General features: G+C 68.1%; 13 protein-coding genes. 4 read left to right on the forward strand and 9 right to left on the reverse strand.

Features of this window, described 5'->3' with window-relative positions:
* Positions 1-281: 281 nt before the first annotated feature.
* The 3 genes from BMY07_RS12690 to BMY07_RS12695 all read right to left on the reverse strand — a co-directional run bounded on the left by BMY07_RS12690 (position 282) and on the right by BMY07_RS12695 (position 2,186).
* A complete protein-coding gene (locus BMY07_RS12690; protein WP_218150655.1) occupies positions 282-1,505 on the reverse strand; it encodes a replication initiator in 1,224 nt (407 codons plus the stop codon).
* Positions 1,502-1,654 (reverse strand): hypothetical protein, encoded by a 153-nt coding sequence (locus BMY07_RS34295; RefSeq protein ID WP_177215555.1) that lies wholly within the window; start codon positions 1,652-1,654, stop codon positions 1,502-1,504. The genes BMY07_RS12690 and BMY07_RS34295 overlap by 4 nt, the downstream gene beginning before the upstream one ends.
* Before the next feature lie 178 nt (positions 1,655-1,832).
* The gene (locus BMY07_RS12695; RefSeq protein WP_218150656.1) at positions 1,833-2,186 is read right to left on the reverse strand and encodes a hypothetical protein; all 354 of its coding nucleotides are present in this window, start codon (positions 2,184-2,186) and stop codon (positions 1,833-1,835) included.
* 442 nt (positions 2,187-2,628) lie between these two features.
* Between BMY07_RS12695 and BMY07_RS12700 the strand changes: the two genes are divergently transcribed.
* Entirely contained in the window at positions 2,629-3,948 is a 1,320-nt protein-coding gene (locus BMY07_RS12700) for a helix-turn-helix domain-containing protein (protein WP_245782347.1), read from the forward strand.
* Positions 3,949-3,955: 7 nt separating this feature from the next.
* Here the strand turns inward: BMY07_RS12700 and BMY07_RS12705 are convergent, their stop codons facing one another.
* From BMY07_RS12705 to BMY07_RS12725, 4 genes are all read right to left on the reverse strand, one after another.
* Positions 3,956-4,399, reverse strand: a complete 444-nt coding sequence (locus BMY07_RS12705; protein ID WP_092777831.1) for a hypothetical protein — start codon at positions 4,397-4,399, stop codon at positions 3,956-3,958.
* Between the two features lie 100 nt (positions 4,400-4,499).
* Positions 4,500-6,092 carry a recombinase family protein gene (locus tag BMY07_RS12710; RefSeq protein ID WP_092777833.1) on the reverse strand — a complete coding sequence of 531 codons (1,593 nt, stop codon included), beginning with the start codon at positions 6,090-6,092 and terminating at the stop codon, positions 4,500-4,502.
* A 144-nt stretch (positions 6,093-6,236) separates the two neighbouring features.
* Positions 6,237-7,229, reverse strand: a complete 993-nt coding sequence (locus tag BMY07_RS36165) for a Fic family protein (RefSeq protein WP_092777835.1) — start codon at positions 7,227-7,229, stop codon at positions 6,237-6,239.
* A 272-nt stretch (positions 7,230-7,501) separates the two neighbouring features.
* Positions 7,502-8,416, reverse strand: a complete 915-nt coding sequence (locus BMY07_RS12725; protein WP_092777837.1) for a LysR family transcriptional regulator — start codon at positions 8,414-8,416, stop codon at positions 7,502-7,504.
* A 133-nt stretch (positions 8,417-8,549) separates the two neighbouring features.
* Here BMY07_RS12725 and BMY07_RS12730 point away from each other — a divergent pair, with 133 nt between their 5' ends.
* A complete protein-coding gene (locus BMY07_RS12730; protein WP_092777839.1) occupies positions 8,550-9,449 on the forward strand; it encodes a DMT family transporter in 900 nt (299 codons plus the stop codon).
* Here the strand turns inward: BMY07_RS12730 and BMY07_RS12735 are convergent.
* Together BMY07_RS12735 and BMY07_RS12740 are read right to left on the reverse strand one after the other, a co-directional pair.
* Entirely contained in the window at positions 9,446-10,108 is a 663-nt protein-coding gene (locus BMY07_RS12735; protein ID WP_092777840.1) for a response regulator, read from the reverse strand. The genes BMY07_RS12730 and BMY07_RS12735 overlap by 4 nt on opposite strands.
* Positions 10,105-11,418 (reverse strand): PspC domain-containing protein, encoded by a 1,314-nt coding sequence (locus BMY07_RS12740; protein ID WP_425426274.1) that lies wholly within the window; start codon positions 11,416-11,418, stop codon positions 10,105-10,107. The genes BMY07_RS12735 and BMY07_RS12740 overlap by 4 nt, the downstream gene beginning before the upstream one ends.
* A 113-nt stretch (positions 11,419-11,531) precedes the next feature.
* Between BMY07_RS12740 and BMY07_RS12745 the strand changes: the two genes are divergently transcribed.
* Together BMY07_RS12745 and BMY07_RS12750 are read left to right on the forward strand one after the other, a co-directional pair.
* The gene (locus BMY07_RS12745) at positions 11,532-12,833 is read left to right on the forward strand and encodes a PspC domain-containing protein (protein ID WP_092777844.1); all 1,302 of its coding nucleotides are present in this window, start codon (positions 11,532-11,534) and stop codon (positions 12,831-12,833) included.
* Positions 12,826-13,038 (forward strand): hypothetical protein, encoded by a 213-nt coding sequence (locus tag BMY07_RS12750; protein ID WP_092777846.1) that lies wholly within the window; start codon positions 12,826-12,828, stop codon positions 13,036-13,038. Before BMY07_RS12745 ends, BMY07_RS12750 begins: the two co-directional genes overlap by 8 nt.
* Positions 13,039-13,111 lie beyond the last annotated feature (73 nt).

Raw genomic sequence — 13,111 nt, forward strand, 5'->3', positions numbered from 1 at the left:
GGCGCAACGTGGTGATCAAACGGGAGGGTGGGTGCCAGGCTTGCGGCCCCTGCCCAGCCTGATAGCCCTGGGGGAGGTCGATGGGATGGCACGGGACCATCCCGGAGATCTGCTGGTCCGGCGAGGACGAAGAGGGCGGGAGAGGCCCGCCCGGGCGGGCGGAGCGGAGCGGGAGCCCGCCCGTGGCGTGTCCTTCTACCTGTGAGCAGCGAGCAAGCCGCGGTGACCTGCCGCGCCGCGCAGCGGCGCGCTTGAAGAGGGAGAAGAAAGTTTGAACCGGGTCATGCAGAGCGGATGGTCTCGGCCCAGGTCTCCTCGGCGAGCGTGCGGTAGCCGGTGCCGATGACCTGCCAAGACCCGACCCGGGCTAGCGGGCCTGGCGGCAGCGGAGGTAGTCCCTCATGGGCGCGGGCCTCGTCCAACCGATGGCGGGCGCGGGCGGCGCGCATGGCTCCGAGGGTGGCCGAGTAGCGGCGGCTCTTGGTCGAGAAGTGACCGCCGTACCCGAGCATATGCGCCCAATCGCGCAGGCCGAGCTGCCAGCAGTGTTCGATCATGCGGCGGGCGTGTGGGGTGAGCCCTCGGATGCGCTCGAGGTGTCGGATGTTGCGGAGTGGACGGTTGACGGTGCCTGCGGCCTCGGCGCCCTTGGTCGCGTACTTGGCGATGTAGCGCGCGACTCGCTGGTCGGTCCAGTGACCGCCGGTCTCGATAGGGCGGATGTCGAGCTGGGCGCCCCACCGCAGTGAGCGGTCAGGCAGAGACACACGGGTCGCGAGCGTTGCGCTAGTGATGGCCTCGGTCAGGACGTCGACGCCGAATGGGCCGTCCAGGCGGATGACGGCGTGGAAGTGGACCAAGCCGCGTGCCTGGTACTCGGCGACCTTGGCGTACTCGACTCGCAGCACGTCACCAAGCCTGGAGCGTGGGACACCGACCAGCTCGGCCAGGTGACGGCGCAAGTAGACGGTGAACGTGTGCCAGAGCTTCCCGGCGTGGTGGTTCCACAGCACAGCCCCGGTGTAGTCGTAGCTGTCGGAGTCGATGGCCTGACCTAGTCGCGGATCGTCCGAGGAGTGGCGCAAGCGGCAGGACGGACCGGTGTCGCGCGGATGGCAGGGGCGGACGCGGTCGCCAACCAGCACCCGGGTGTGGACCGGGCCGAACGATGGGGCGGTGAAGGTGGTGAACACGCGCGGACACTCGGAGACCAGGCCGGAGTGGATCAGGTGGAAGATGTCGTCGGCGTAGACGCGGGAGCAGGGTTCGCAGCGGCTGGCTCGTCGGTTCCCGCAAGCGGTGAGGATGTAGCCGGTCGGCTCGTCGCGCGTGTTGTAGGTCCCGAGCACTTCACCCGTGGCCGGGTCGACAGTCGTGCTCTCGCCAGCAAGCCGGATCGGGTGAGTGCAGCCTCCGACGTTGGTGACCATCTGTCGCCAACGCTCGAAGTCCGGAGCGGAAGCACGTTCGCCTAGGTGCTTCATCCACTGAGGCAGCTCGTTCACGCGGCCTCCGACCACTCGACACGGTCAGAGGCAGGCTCAACGACGCGGTTGCCGAGGATCGCGTTGGCGCGCTCCCAGCGTTCGTCGGTCCACAGAGGTGCGGACCGGGCTTCGCGGGCGGCCCAGGTCCACAGGTCTTCGTCTTCCACCGCAAACACTTCCATTCATGCTGGCGGCGGAGTCGCGACAGAGCGCAAAAGCGGTTCGCTGCGATGCCGTAGCATGAATGGAAGTGTTTTCGTGGCTCTCAATGGCCACAGCCCGTAGGCTGGCTTTTTGTGTTTGAGTGCAGCGTTGTTCAGTTGTGTCGCGATCCCGCCGGAGTGGCTAGTTGAGGATCGTGCACTGGCCCAGTTGTCGGACCAGTTCGAGCGCGAGCACCCACGGCAGTCGAGGGTCACCGAAAGGAACAAGATCGGGGCCGCCCGGACCGCTCGGCTTGACCCCGAGGACCCCCGCGACCGGGTACGTCTTGGCGCGAATCACCGCGTAGCCCCTGCGCAGGGCCGGGCACGCGCTGGTCGAGACGTCCACGCAGGTCAGGCATACCGGTGGCTCGGTCACGCCCATGCCATCCGGCCAGCCAGACCAGTCGTCGCGGTGGTCTTTGAGCAGCCACAGCACACCGTCGTCCGAGGTGTCGGCTGGTCCACCGCAGACCTGGCACAGCAACTCCTGCATGGCGCGGCGCTGCCGAGGCGTGTGGACGATGCCGAAGTCAGGACGACCTTCTCCTGGTGAGGACGACATCCGGACCCACAACGTGCCGTGGGCGTCACGGTCGCTGGCTGTCTCGTCCGCGTAGGCAAAACCGCCGCGCCGACTGCGGACAAGACGGAGCTGTCCGGGACTTCGGTGCTCCACTTGGTGATGTAAGGAACGGGCGTCACTTGGGTGTCCTGCCGGTGTTGACTACTTGGGTGGTGTTTCCACCGTGACAACGCCGACCGTTGACACCCATGGCTGTGCGACACTGAAATATGCGCCTTGCGCATCTAATTCGCCAGCGAACATATGCGCGCCATGCATATTCGCCGTTGCGCGCCCTCCAACGGCTCTACACTCGGGTAGACGACCGCGCGGGAGGTGGATCTTGAAGGCGTGCGAAACGTGCCGGCGCCCGATGGCCTCGGACAACAGTGGAAGGCTCTGCACACCCTGCGCCCGCAGGTCGGTCCAAGCCTCACCCGCCGAGGAGAAGCCGGATGAGTTCTGGCGCCGACCTGCGCTGCGTGAGGCTCTGCGGTCCAAGCACATCGGCTACGTCATCAACGCCTATCGCCTGGAGCACCGACCGGTCCTGACGCAGGCTGCGGTGGGCCGTTGGTTGGGTCTGGGGCAGCCGCAGGTCAGCCGGTTGGAGTCGTCACGTACGCCTGTCCACGACCTGAACAAGCTCGAAGCCTGGGCGCGGGCGTTGCACATCCCGCAACCGCATCTGTGGTTCCAGCTCGGGAAGGTGTCTGCCCAGGTCGGGGCGGACTCGGACACTCCGTGGGACGAGTTGGTGCGCGGGCTGAACCGGTCGGATGTCGGGCCTAGGACGGTCGAGCAGCTTCAGATCTTCACTGAGGAGCTGTGCTGCGAGTACGCGTGGCGTGATGCGGGGGAGTTGAAGGCTGAGGCCCGTCGGTGCTTGCAGGGCATCTCCACCCTGTTGTCTGGCTCGTGCACGCTGGTGGAGCATCGGGAGCTGCTGGTCACCGCTGGGTGGCTGATGCTGCTGACCGGGTGCATCGAGTACGACATGGGCAACTACCGGCAGGCCGAGCTCGACCGGTCAGCGGCGTTCCGCGTGGGCGAGGAGACCGGGCACGGGGAGATCATCGCGTGGGCGTTCGAGATGAGTGCGTGGTTCGCGCTCACCCAGGGACGACTCAACGCGGTCGGCCCTGCTTGTGAGGCTGGCACGGCTGCGGCGCCTAACTCGTCGGTGGCGGTGCAGTTGTCGGCGCAGGCTGCCAAGGCTGCTGCTCGGATGGGTCAGCGGGACTCGGTGACCAAGATCCTCGATCAGGGCTACCGACTCCTCGGTCAGCACGAGCGCCCGACGCGGCCGGACAACCACTTCGTCATCGACCCCACCAAGTGGGACTTCTACGCGATGGACTGCTACCGGATCGTGGGCGAGGACCGGCGCGCGGCGGAACACGCCCAAGAAGTCCTGCGAATCTCGCGGCGGCCAGACGGATCTGACCGGAGTCCCATGCGAGCTACCGAAGCACGCCTGACGCTGGCTGTTGTCGCGCTGCGCCAAGGGGATGTCGCCGAAGCAGCGGAGTGGACGACGACGGCACTGGCTGCCGAACGCAAGTCGTTCGATTCACTGGCCATGGTCGCCGACGAACTCCGCGCCGAGGCCGAGCGACTGTTCCCGAACGACCCCGTCGCCAAGGCGGTCACTGAGCCGATCAAGCAGGCGTACGCGCTGATGCGCGCCTAGGAACGCTTCAGAATCTCCAGATCAACCATCCGCCCAAGGTTTCCTCCAGGCCGGTTGGTTGTTCTGTGGCCGCGCCCTGGCTGACCCCGATGGCGATCAAGATGACCATCGCCAAGAAGCGCAAGGGCATGAACGCGTCACCCTGGAGCCGGTATTCAGTCGCGAAGAACACCGGGATGAAGACCACCAAGCTGGCGAACAGCTTCACCCAGTCCCAGAACGCCAGATCGATTGCCGCTGTGGTGTAGCCGAAGGCGCTCGCGACCAGGAACAGCGCTGCGTACGCCGCGGCCGTGTAGCCCCAGTGCATCGCGGGCCAGTACTCGCGATCGTCGGCTTGATACAGGTGGATCTCGCCGTGGATATCCCCCGCTTGGACGACGTTGTGCGACCACCCCGAATGGGTGTTGTAAGTGCGTCCGGGCTCGTCCTCGTCGTCCCAGTCGTCCATCTTTTGTCCATCCCCCAGTTCGCCATGCGCTCCGAGAAGCACGGTAGCTGTGTCGGGGGCCGTCGGATCAAATCACTGCCGCCGGGTTCACCGATTTGGGCTAGTCGTCGCGCCAGACGAGTTCGAGGCGGTCAGGGGTGAAGCCTCGACGGCCGTTGGCTGGGTGGACCAGGATGGCGGCGAGGGCTTCCTTGACCAGGGCGCGGCGATGGGCGAGAGGGTAGGTCGGCCAGTCTTCGCGGATGGTGGCGTGTGTGGGGTTTGGGGCGGTTCGGGCTAGCCAGTGGGTGCGTTCGGTTAGGAGGGCCTGTTCTTGGGCTTCTAGGTCGGGGAGCATGGCGAAGTAGCGGGCTGCGGTGATGCGGCGGTCTTTGCGGGCCTTGGAGAGTTCTTCCAGGTCGGCGCGGACTTCGGCAAGTTCGGCTTCCTGGGGCCAAGGTTCGGGCTCGGTCTGGGCGTTGCGGCGTTGGGCTTCCAGTTCGTACTTGCTGATGATCGCGGCGGTTACCCACTCGTCCGTCTCGTTGCCGGGGATGCTGACGCCTCCGCCGCAGCCGCCTTGTTGTTTGGCGGCGCAGGTGTAGTAGAAGCGGTTGGGGTCCTTGACGCGGGATTGGTGGGCTTTTTGGCCGCGTAGCTTGCCTTCGCAGTCGGGTTTGCCGCAGCGGAAGGTGCCGGTAAGGAGGTAGACGCGGGCGTTGGTGCCGCGTCCGGATTTGGCGTTGGCGCCGATGATCGCTGTGACGGCTTCCCATTCGGCGACGGTCAGGATGGGGTCGAACTGGCCGATGACGGGGTTGCCGTCGGGGTCGAGCACGGTTTCGGTGCGGAAGGTGTCGAAGCCGGTGTTCGGGTCGGTTTCGCGGACGTTGCGGGAGCGGTAGCCGCAGAGGCGGGGGTTGCGGAAGACGACCTTCACGGTCTGGTTCAACCAGCGGTTGCCCAGCGTGGTGGTGAAGCCGCGGTTGTTCCAGTCGACGGTGATTGCGCCCAAGGGGGCGCCTTTGATGATGCGCTGGGCGGATTCGCGGATCAGGTCGGCTTCGTGCTGGTTGAGGGTGCGCTTGTCGTCGTTCCAGCCGAAGGGGCGGCGGCCTCCGGTGGGGATTCCGGCTTGCTCCAAGGCGCGGTGCTTGCGCTTGACGCGGCGGGAGGTGTCGGCGGACTGCTTGTTGTTGGTGGCCACGACAATCCGGGCGACGGTGCGGCCGTTGTCGGTGAGCAGATCCAGCGTGCCGGTGATGTCGATGATGGGTCGGCGGAAGTGCTCGACTACCTCGATGGCGTCTTCCAGGTGGCGGTTGTCGCGCGTGAGGCGGTCGATGTCGTAGACGATCAGGCCGTCGATGGGCGTGCCATCTGGAGTGTGGCCGCGCTTGAGGTCCTCTAGGGCGCCGTCGAACACGGGCCGGATGACGCGGTAGACGGTGCGGCCGTCAGGGAGGCGGACGCGCTTGCGCTTCCAGGCGGAGGTGTCCGGCTCGATGTAGGTGTGGGCGTAGGTGCCACCCCGGGACTCGACGTAGGCGCGACAGTCCTTCTCCTGCTCGTCGCGGCCCCGGATGTCCTTGCCGGCGAACACTTGCGTGGGCGCGGTCTGATCCAGCTCGAACGACAGTCGGACCAACCCGGCGATGTTGAGCCCGCTCAGGTCGCCCCAGTGAGCGCGTTGTACCCGGTCAGCGGTGGTCATCCACTAGTCATACATCAAGACACCTGCTGATCAAGCAGCATCCCGATCAACAGCGCCAACGGGTTCTCCGCCAGGAGCGCGTCCGCTTCAGGATCTTGGGCGATGCACAGCTTAGGTGTCATGAAGCACATGGTGACATGGAGTTCACTTGGAGCGTTGGTGGCGGGTCTTGCGGTACTCCGCGACCCACTTCTTGCTGCTGCGCCAGTGGCCGTCGTCGCCCTTGACTGCCTGCAGCCTGTTGCGGCTGGCCGCCACGCGTAGGGCGTTTTCTGAGAGGTCGGGTGTGGCGAGGGCTGCCAGGGGGACCAGTTTGACCGGGCCTGCGACCGCGGGCATCACGAACTTGTACAGGTTGGCGGTGACGCTCCGGGCGATCAGTTCGCCCAAGGGGCCGAACTCGCCCTGATCTGCTTTGCGCATGGCCAACAGGTATCGCTCCCGGTCCCGCTTGAAGATGATCGCGGGCGGATACCCGAGTCGTCCCAGGAGGAGGTTGAGGACAAGACGTCCGGTTCTGCCGTTGCCGTCGAGGAACGGGTGGATGCGTTCGAACTCGTTGTGCGCCTCCGCCAGCGCCTCCGGCAGTGGGGTCGGAGGGGTGCGCAAGTCGTCGACCTTGGTGACCCACGTTCGCATCAGTGCGTCGATGTCGGGCCAGGTTGGCGGTTTCATGCCTCCGGGGAACGTGGCGATCTCGTGTTCGCGGAAGTTGCCCGGGCCTTCGCGGTCGGTGGCGTGCGGATGCGGGGCGACAGTCCATACCGGGGTCATACACAGGTGGTGGATGTGCCGGACCTCTTGCAGGGTGATCAGGTCGCCGCCGGCCAAGTCGCCTGGGTGGATGGCCTCGCCGTAGACCCATTTGGCGGCGTCTCCGTAGCCTTGGACCTCCATGTAGTCCCGGAGGGGCTTCGAGCCGACAGCCCTACCCTCGTCCAGCAAGCGCTCGACTTCTTGCAGGACCAGGGTGTTGCCTTCGATCGCTGTGCTGTTGTGCGCTTCGTGGTGCCAGATGTCCGACCAGATGTCGTCCGCCTCCGCGGGCGCGGGCAAGCCGCCGAGGCGATCACGCAGCTCGGCGACGGCGTCGTCGAGCCGCTGGTAGACGGCTGCTCGACTTGGGCGTCCAGCCATGCCCCTGCTCCTAGTTGTGCGGTTGGCGGTCGACTAACTGTACCGAACAACTTGAGCTGAGTTGTTCGGTTGACGCCCTGTCAATCGAACCGAACAACTAACGCATCATCAGGCGGTGTGCTGATCAAGCAGCATCCCGATCAACAAGGCCGGCGGGCTCTCTTCCAGCAGGGCGCCGGCTTCCGAGTCCTGGGCGATGCAGAGTTTGGGTGTCATGGGGCACACGGTGACACGGGGTGCGGGCGGTGCGTCGGACGAGACGGGGGGTGGGGTTACGAGGGGTGCTTGCCGTGGACGGCGTGGTGGGCGGCTTGGCGGAGGGCGGTCATCAGTTCGACCAGGGGCGGGTTGTCGAGGGCGGTTTCGCGGACGGCGGCGTGGATTTCTCGGATGGGTTCTGGATTTCTTATTCGGCGGACGACTATGGCGGGGTGGGGGTTGGAGAGGCCCATGACGGGGATGAGGCTGATGCCCAGGCCCGCGGCCACGAAGCCTTGCGCGTTGGTGTAGTCCTCGCTCTCGACGGTGACGTTCGGGGTGAAACCGGCGGCGGCGCAGGCGTCGAGGATGATTCCCCAGCAGGGGCCGCCTATAGGCCACTCGCCCACCCAGGGTTCGTCGGCCAGGTCTGCCAGGTCGATGACGCGTTTGCTCGCGAGGCGGTGGCCGCGAGGTAGGACTACCCGGTACGGGTCGTCCAAGAGGTGGGTCATGTGAACGCCGCGGGGGGCTTCGCGGGGGTGGACGACGATGGCGAGGTCGGCTTGGCCCTGGGCGATCTCGGGGAGCGGGTCGCCGGGGTCGACCAGTTTCAGGTCCACCTGGACGCCGGGGTGCACGGCGCGCAGCCGGGCCAGGGCCGGTGGGACGAGCGCGGACCCGGCGGTGGCGAAGTAGCGCACCGCCAGCCTGCCGGTCCGGCCTGCGCGCAGGTCGGCCAGCGCGGTCTCGGCCTCGGCGACGTGCCGGGAGATGATCGCCGCGTGCTCGGTGAGCAGCCTGCCCGCCGCGGTCGGCTGGACGCCGCGGCCGACGCGTTCGAGCAGGGCGATGCCCGCCTGCTTCTCCAGCGCCGCGATCTGCTGGCTGATCGCTGACGGTGTGTAACCGAGGTTGGTGGCCGCCGCCGTCACCGAACCGCTGGTGACCACGGCGCGCAGGACCTGCAACCGACGCACATCAAGCATGAAGCCCAGCTTAACGGTCCATGCAGGACATTTCACTTGTCCTGGACGAAGCTCTTCGTCATGGTTGCCAGGGGGACGACCCGATGGGGAGGGGAACCGAGTGATCAGCGGCGGTCGAGGCACACTTGTCCGGATGGGCGTGCTCGCGCTGCTCTGGGGGTCCAGCTTCCTCTGGATCAAGCTGGCGCTGCACGGTCTGAACCCGGTCCAGATCACCATCGCCCGGTGCGCGCTCGGGGCGCTCGTGGTGGTCGTGCTCTGCTACTCAGCGCGACACAAGCTGCCCCGGGATCGCCGGGTCTGGGGTCACCTGGTCGTGGCCGCCTTCTTCGGCAACGCGCTGCCGTTCGCGCTGTTCGCCCTGGGCGAGCGGACCGTCGACTCCGGGGTCGCGGGCGTCCTCAACGCCACCACCCCGCTGTGGGCGCTGCTGATCGGCATCCTCATCGGCACCGAGCGCGCCCTCAAGCCCGTCCGGCTGACCGGCCTGCTGCTCGGCTTCGTCGGCACCCTGCTGATCTTCGCGCCCTGGCACCAGGCCGGGGTCGCCAGCTGGGGCTCGCTGATGATCCTCGCCGCCGCCGCGAGCTACGCCGTCAGCTACACCTACATCGGCAAGACCCTGTCCGGTCGCGGTGTCGCCCCGATAGCCCTGTCGGCGGCCCAGCTCGTTACCGCTACCGGCCTGAGCATCTTCGCTCTCCCGATCGGCGGGTTCGCGACCGTCGACCTGGACCCGACGGTCCTTGTCGCGATCGGCGTGCTCGGCGTCTTCGGCACCGGGTTCGCCTTCGCCATCAACTACCGCCTGATCGCCGACGAAGGCCCCACCAACGCCACCACTGTGGGCTACCTGCTCCCGGTCGTCTCCGTGCTCCTAGGAGCCGCGTTCCTCGGCGAGGGCATCAACCTGCGCGTCATCGCAGGCATGCTCGTAGTGCTCATCGGCGTCGGTATGACCCGATGGCAGAAGAAGACGCCCTCGCCCGTAGTGGCCGAGGACCCGACCGCCGTCCTAGCCAAGGCCCCTTAGACGAGACGGCGGTCTGAGGCCCAGCGGGAGAGTTCGTAGCGGTTCGACAGCTGGGTCTTGCGCAGGACGCTCGACACGTGCGTTTCCACTGTCTTCACCGAGATGAACAGCTCCGACGCGATCTCCTTGTACGCGTACCCGCGGGCCAGTAAACGCAGCACGTCGCGCTCGCGGGGGGTCAGCAGGTCCAGTTCCGGGTCGCTGATCGGTGCCGCGCCCGGGCGGTCGGCGAAGGCGTCCAGGACGAACCCGGCCAGCCGTGGCGAGAACACCGCGTCGCCGTCGTTGACCCGGATCACCGCTGTCACCAGCTCCTGGCTGGAGATCGTCTTCGTCACGTACCCGCGCGCACCGGCCCGGATCACCGCGATGACGTCCTCGGCGGCGTCGGACACCGACAGGGCCAGGAACACCACTTCGGGGAACGCCTTGCGCGCCTGCCGCAGCACCTCGGCGCCGCCGCCGTCGGGCATGTGCACGTCGAGCAGCACCACGTCCGGCCGCAGGTGCCCGATGCCCGCGACGGCCTCGCCGACCGTCCCGGCCTCGCCGACCACCTCGATGTCGTCGGTGAGGGTGTCGAGTTCCGCGCGCACCCCGGCGCGGAACATGCTGTGGTCGTCGACCAGGAAGACCCGGACCAAGCGCTTCTCACTCATGTGGTCACCTTCGCACGCGGCATGTGCAGCTGTACCTCTGTCCCGTCCCCGGGGGCGGTGCGCAGGGTGATCTCACCGCCGTTGCGCTCCATCCTCCCCCGGATCGAGTCCGCGAGCCCGTGCCGGTCGTCGGGGACCGCCTCCGGGTCGAAGCCCTTGCCCCGGTCGCGCACGAACACGGTGACCTTCTCCGGCTCGACCTCCGCGTACACCGACACCTCGGCGACCCCGGCGTGCTTGGCCGCGTTGACCATCGACTCGCGGGCGGCCATGACCACCGCGACCAGCTTGTCGTCGAGCTCGCAGTCGCCGACGGCCACGTGCTGGACCTTGATCGCGAAGGTGTCCTCGACCTCGCCTGCCGCCCTGGCCAGCGCCTCGGCCAGCGACCCGCCCGCCAGGCCTGTACCTACTCCTCCACCAGCCCTCCCGTCCGCAGCGCCTCGCCCATAGCCCGACGGCCCGTAGAGCCAACTGCGCAGCTGACGCTCCTGGCCGCGGGCCAGCCGCAGCACCTCGCGCGGCGCCTCGGCCTGCTTCTGGATGAGCGCAAGCGTTTGCAGCACCGAGTCGTGCAGGTGGGCGGCGATCTCGGCGCGTTCCTCGGTGCGGATCCTGGCCCGCCGCTCCTCGCCCAGGTCGCGCACCAGCCGCAGCCACCACGGGACGGTGATCACCGCGACGCCGACCAGCGCGGCCACCACCGCCAGCAGCGCGAACTGCACCTGGTCCAGGCCGATGCTGCTGATCAGGAAGATGATGATGCCCGCGGCGACCAGGGCGGCCCCGCTGAGCACCCGGATGACCGCCGAGCGCCCGCCGCCGCCGAACACCGCGCCGCGCACCCGCCGCCGCTGCCCCTGGTCGGCCTCCCGCCAGACCAGCGCGGCACCCACCAGCGCGACGCTGGTCGACCCGGCCACCCAGCCGTTGACCGTGCCCGCCAGCGTGCCTGCGCCGATCGCCAGCCCGACCCCGAGCGCGACCAGGCCGAACGCCTGCTGCCGCTCCCGGCCGGTGATCTCCGGCGCCGGTTCGTCCGAGGACACCTGCGGCACGAAGATCCACAGCAGTCCGTAGGCCACCACCCCGGCCCCGCCGAGCGCCGCGAGCAGGGTGAACGCCACCCGCGCGTACAGCACGGGGATGCCGAGGTGGTCGGCGATGCCCCCGGCGACCCCGGCGACGGCACGGCCGGACCGGCGCCGGTACACCCGGGTGTCCCCGGGTACCGCCACCTGCCGGTCGACGCTCGTCACCGCCCGCTCGATGTCCGCCTCCGCCTCGCGCTCACGCAGTACAGCCGTCACGTCAAGAATGCTCACACGGGGCCCCCGGCGCCACATCGGGGTTTGACCCTGAACGCGAAGTCAGGGTCGTTCCCCGATGCAGAACGCGCAGGTAACGGGCCATTCTTGTCCTCGTGAGTGGCACAACGAACCAGACGCGCCCCGGCGCAGCGGGCGTCGAGGAGACGCTCAAGGACTTCTGGGCGTCCCGACCGCGGCGACCGAGGCAGGGTCGCAAGGTCGCGGGCGTCGCGGCGGCCATCGGCAACCGCTACGGCGTCGACCCGGTCATCATCCGGGTCGCCCTCGCCGTCGCCACCTTCTACGGGGGCGCCGGTGTCATCTTCTACCTCTTCGGCTGGCTGCTGTTCCCAGAGCAGGACGACGAGTCGGCGCCTGCCGAGGCGCTGATCGGCCGCGGCCGCAGCTCCAGCTCGACGCACTTCACGGTGGGCCTGATCGTCGCCGTGATCGTGTCGTTCAGCGTCGGCTTCGACTTCAACGGCTTCCTCGGCCTGCTCGTCATCTCGGCGCTGATGTTCCTGCTGCACCGCAGCCGGGGGCACCTGAACCGGCCGGTAGGGCCCACGTCCGACTACGACACGTCGGTCCCGCTGATGACCGTCCCGGTAGCCACGACGACGGAGGTGCCATCGCCGATGACAGCGCCACCTTCCGGGGCCGAGACAACGCCCCTGAACACCCCACCTGACTACGGTTACCCCAACCAGCCCCCCGCGTGGGACCCGCTGGGTGCGGCCCCGTTCGCTTGGGACCTGCCCGAGCCCGCGGCGGCCATGCCGGACCCGGAACCCCCGGCCGTCCGACGCCGCTCCAAGATCGGCGCGGTCACCCTCGCCGTCGCGTTCCTGTTCGTCGGCACCGCGATCGTCATCGAGCCGCACTCCGGTGACTGGTTCAGCGTCCGGCACATCATCGGCGTCGTGCTCGGCGTCCTCGGCGCCGGCATGGTCATCGGCGGGTTCACCAGGGGCGGCCGCGGCCTGATCGGGCTGGCACTGCCGCTGGCGGCGCTCGGCATCGCGATGACCGTGGTCTGGCCGGACGGCTTCAAGGCCAACGGCGTCGGCGACATCCAGGCGACCCCGCGCACCTTCGTCGAGGTCCAGGACACCTACAGCCGCGACATCGGCTCCATCGACGTCGACCTGACCCAGCTGCCCACCAGCGGCTCGATCAGCACCGTCGCCGAGGTCGGCATCGGGGACGTCACCGTGATGGTGCCGGAGAACGCCGACGTCACCGTGTTCTGCGAGGCGGGCATCGGCGACGTCGACTGCCTCGGCGAGCAGCGCGGCGGCACCGACACCGCCGTCGACCGCACCGACCTCGGCCCGGACGGCGAGGGCGGGCTCAAGATCGAACTGCGTGCCGAGGTCAATGGACCGGGAACTGTGAAGGTGCTCCGTGGCTGACGAGACCAAGACTCCCCGCGGGTTCGACCCGCTGGCCCTGATCGCGGGCCTGGCCACCCTGGCCGCCTCGGCCTACGTGCTCACCGACGGCCGGATCTGGCTGCCGTCGCTCGACCCGCGCTGGATGATCGCGGGCGTCGCCGTCCTGGTGGGGCTGCTGCTGCTCGGCGGCACCCTCCGCGGCAGGAACCGGTGCCGCAAGTAGCCACTACGACGCCACTCACGACGAAGGCCCGGCTGGGACAACCAGCCGGGCCTTCGCGTGTCACAGCCTGTCT

Origin of the sequence: Actinokineospora terrae (assembly GCF_900111175.1) — a bacterium.
In the GTDB taxonomy this organism is placed as follows: Bacteria; Actinomycetota; Actinomycetes; order Mycobacteriales; family Pseudonocardiaceae; genus Actinokineospora; species Actinokineospora terrae.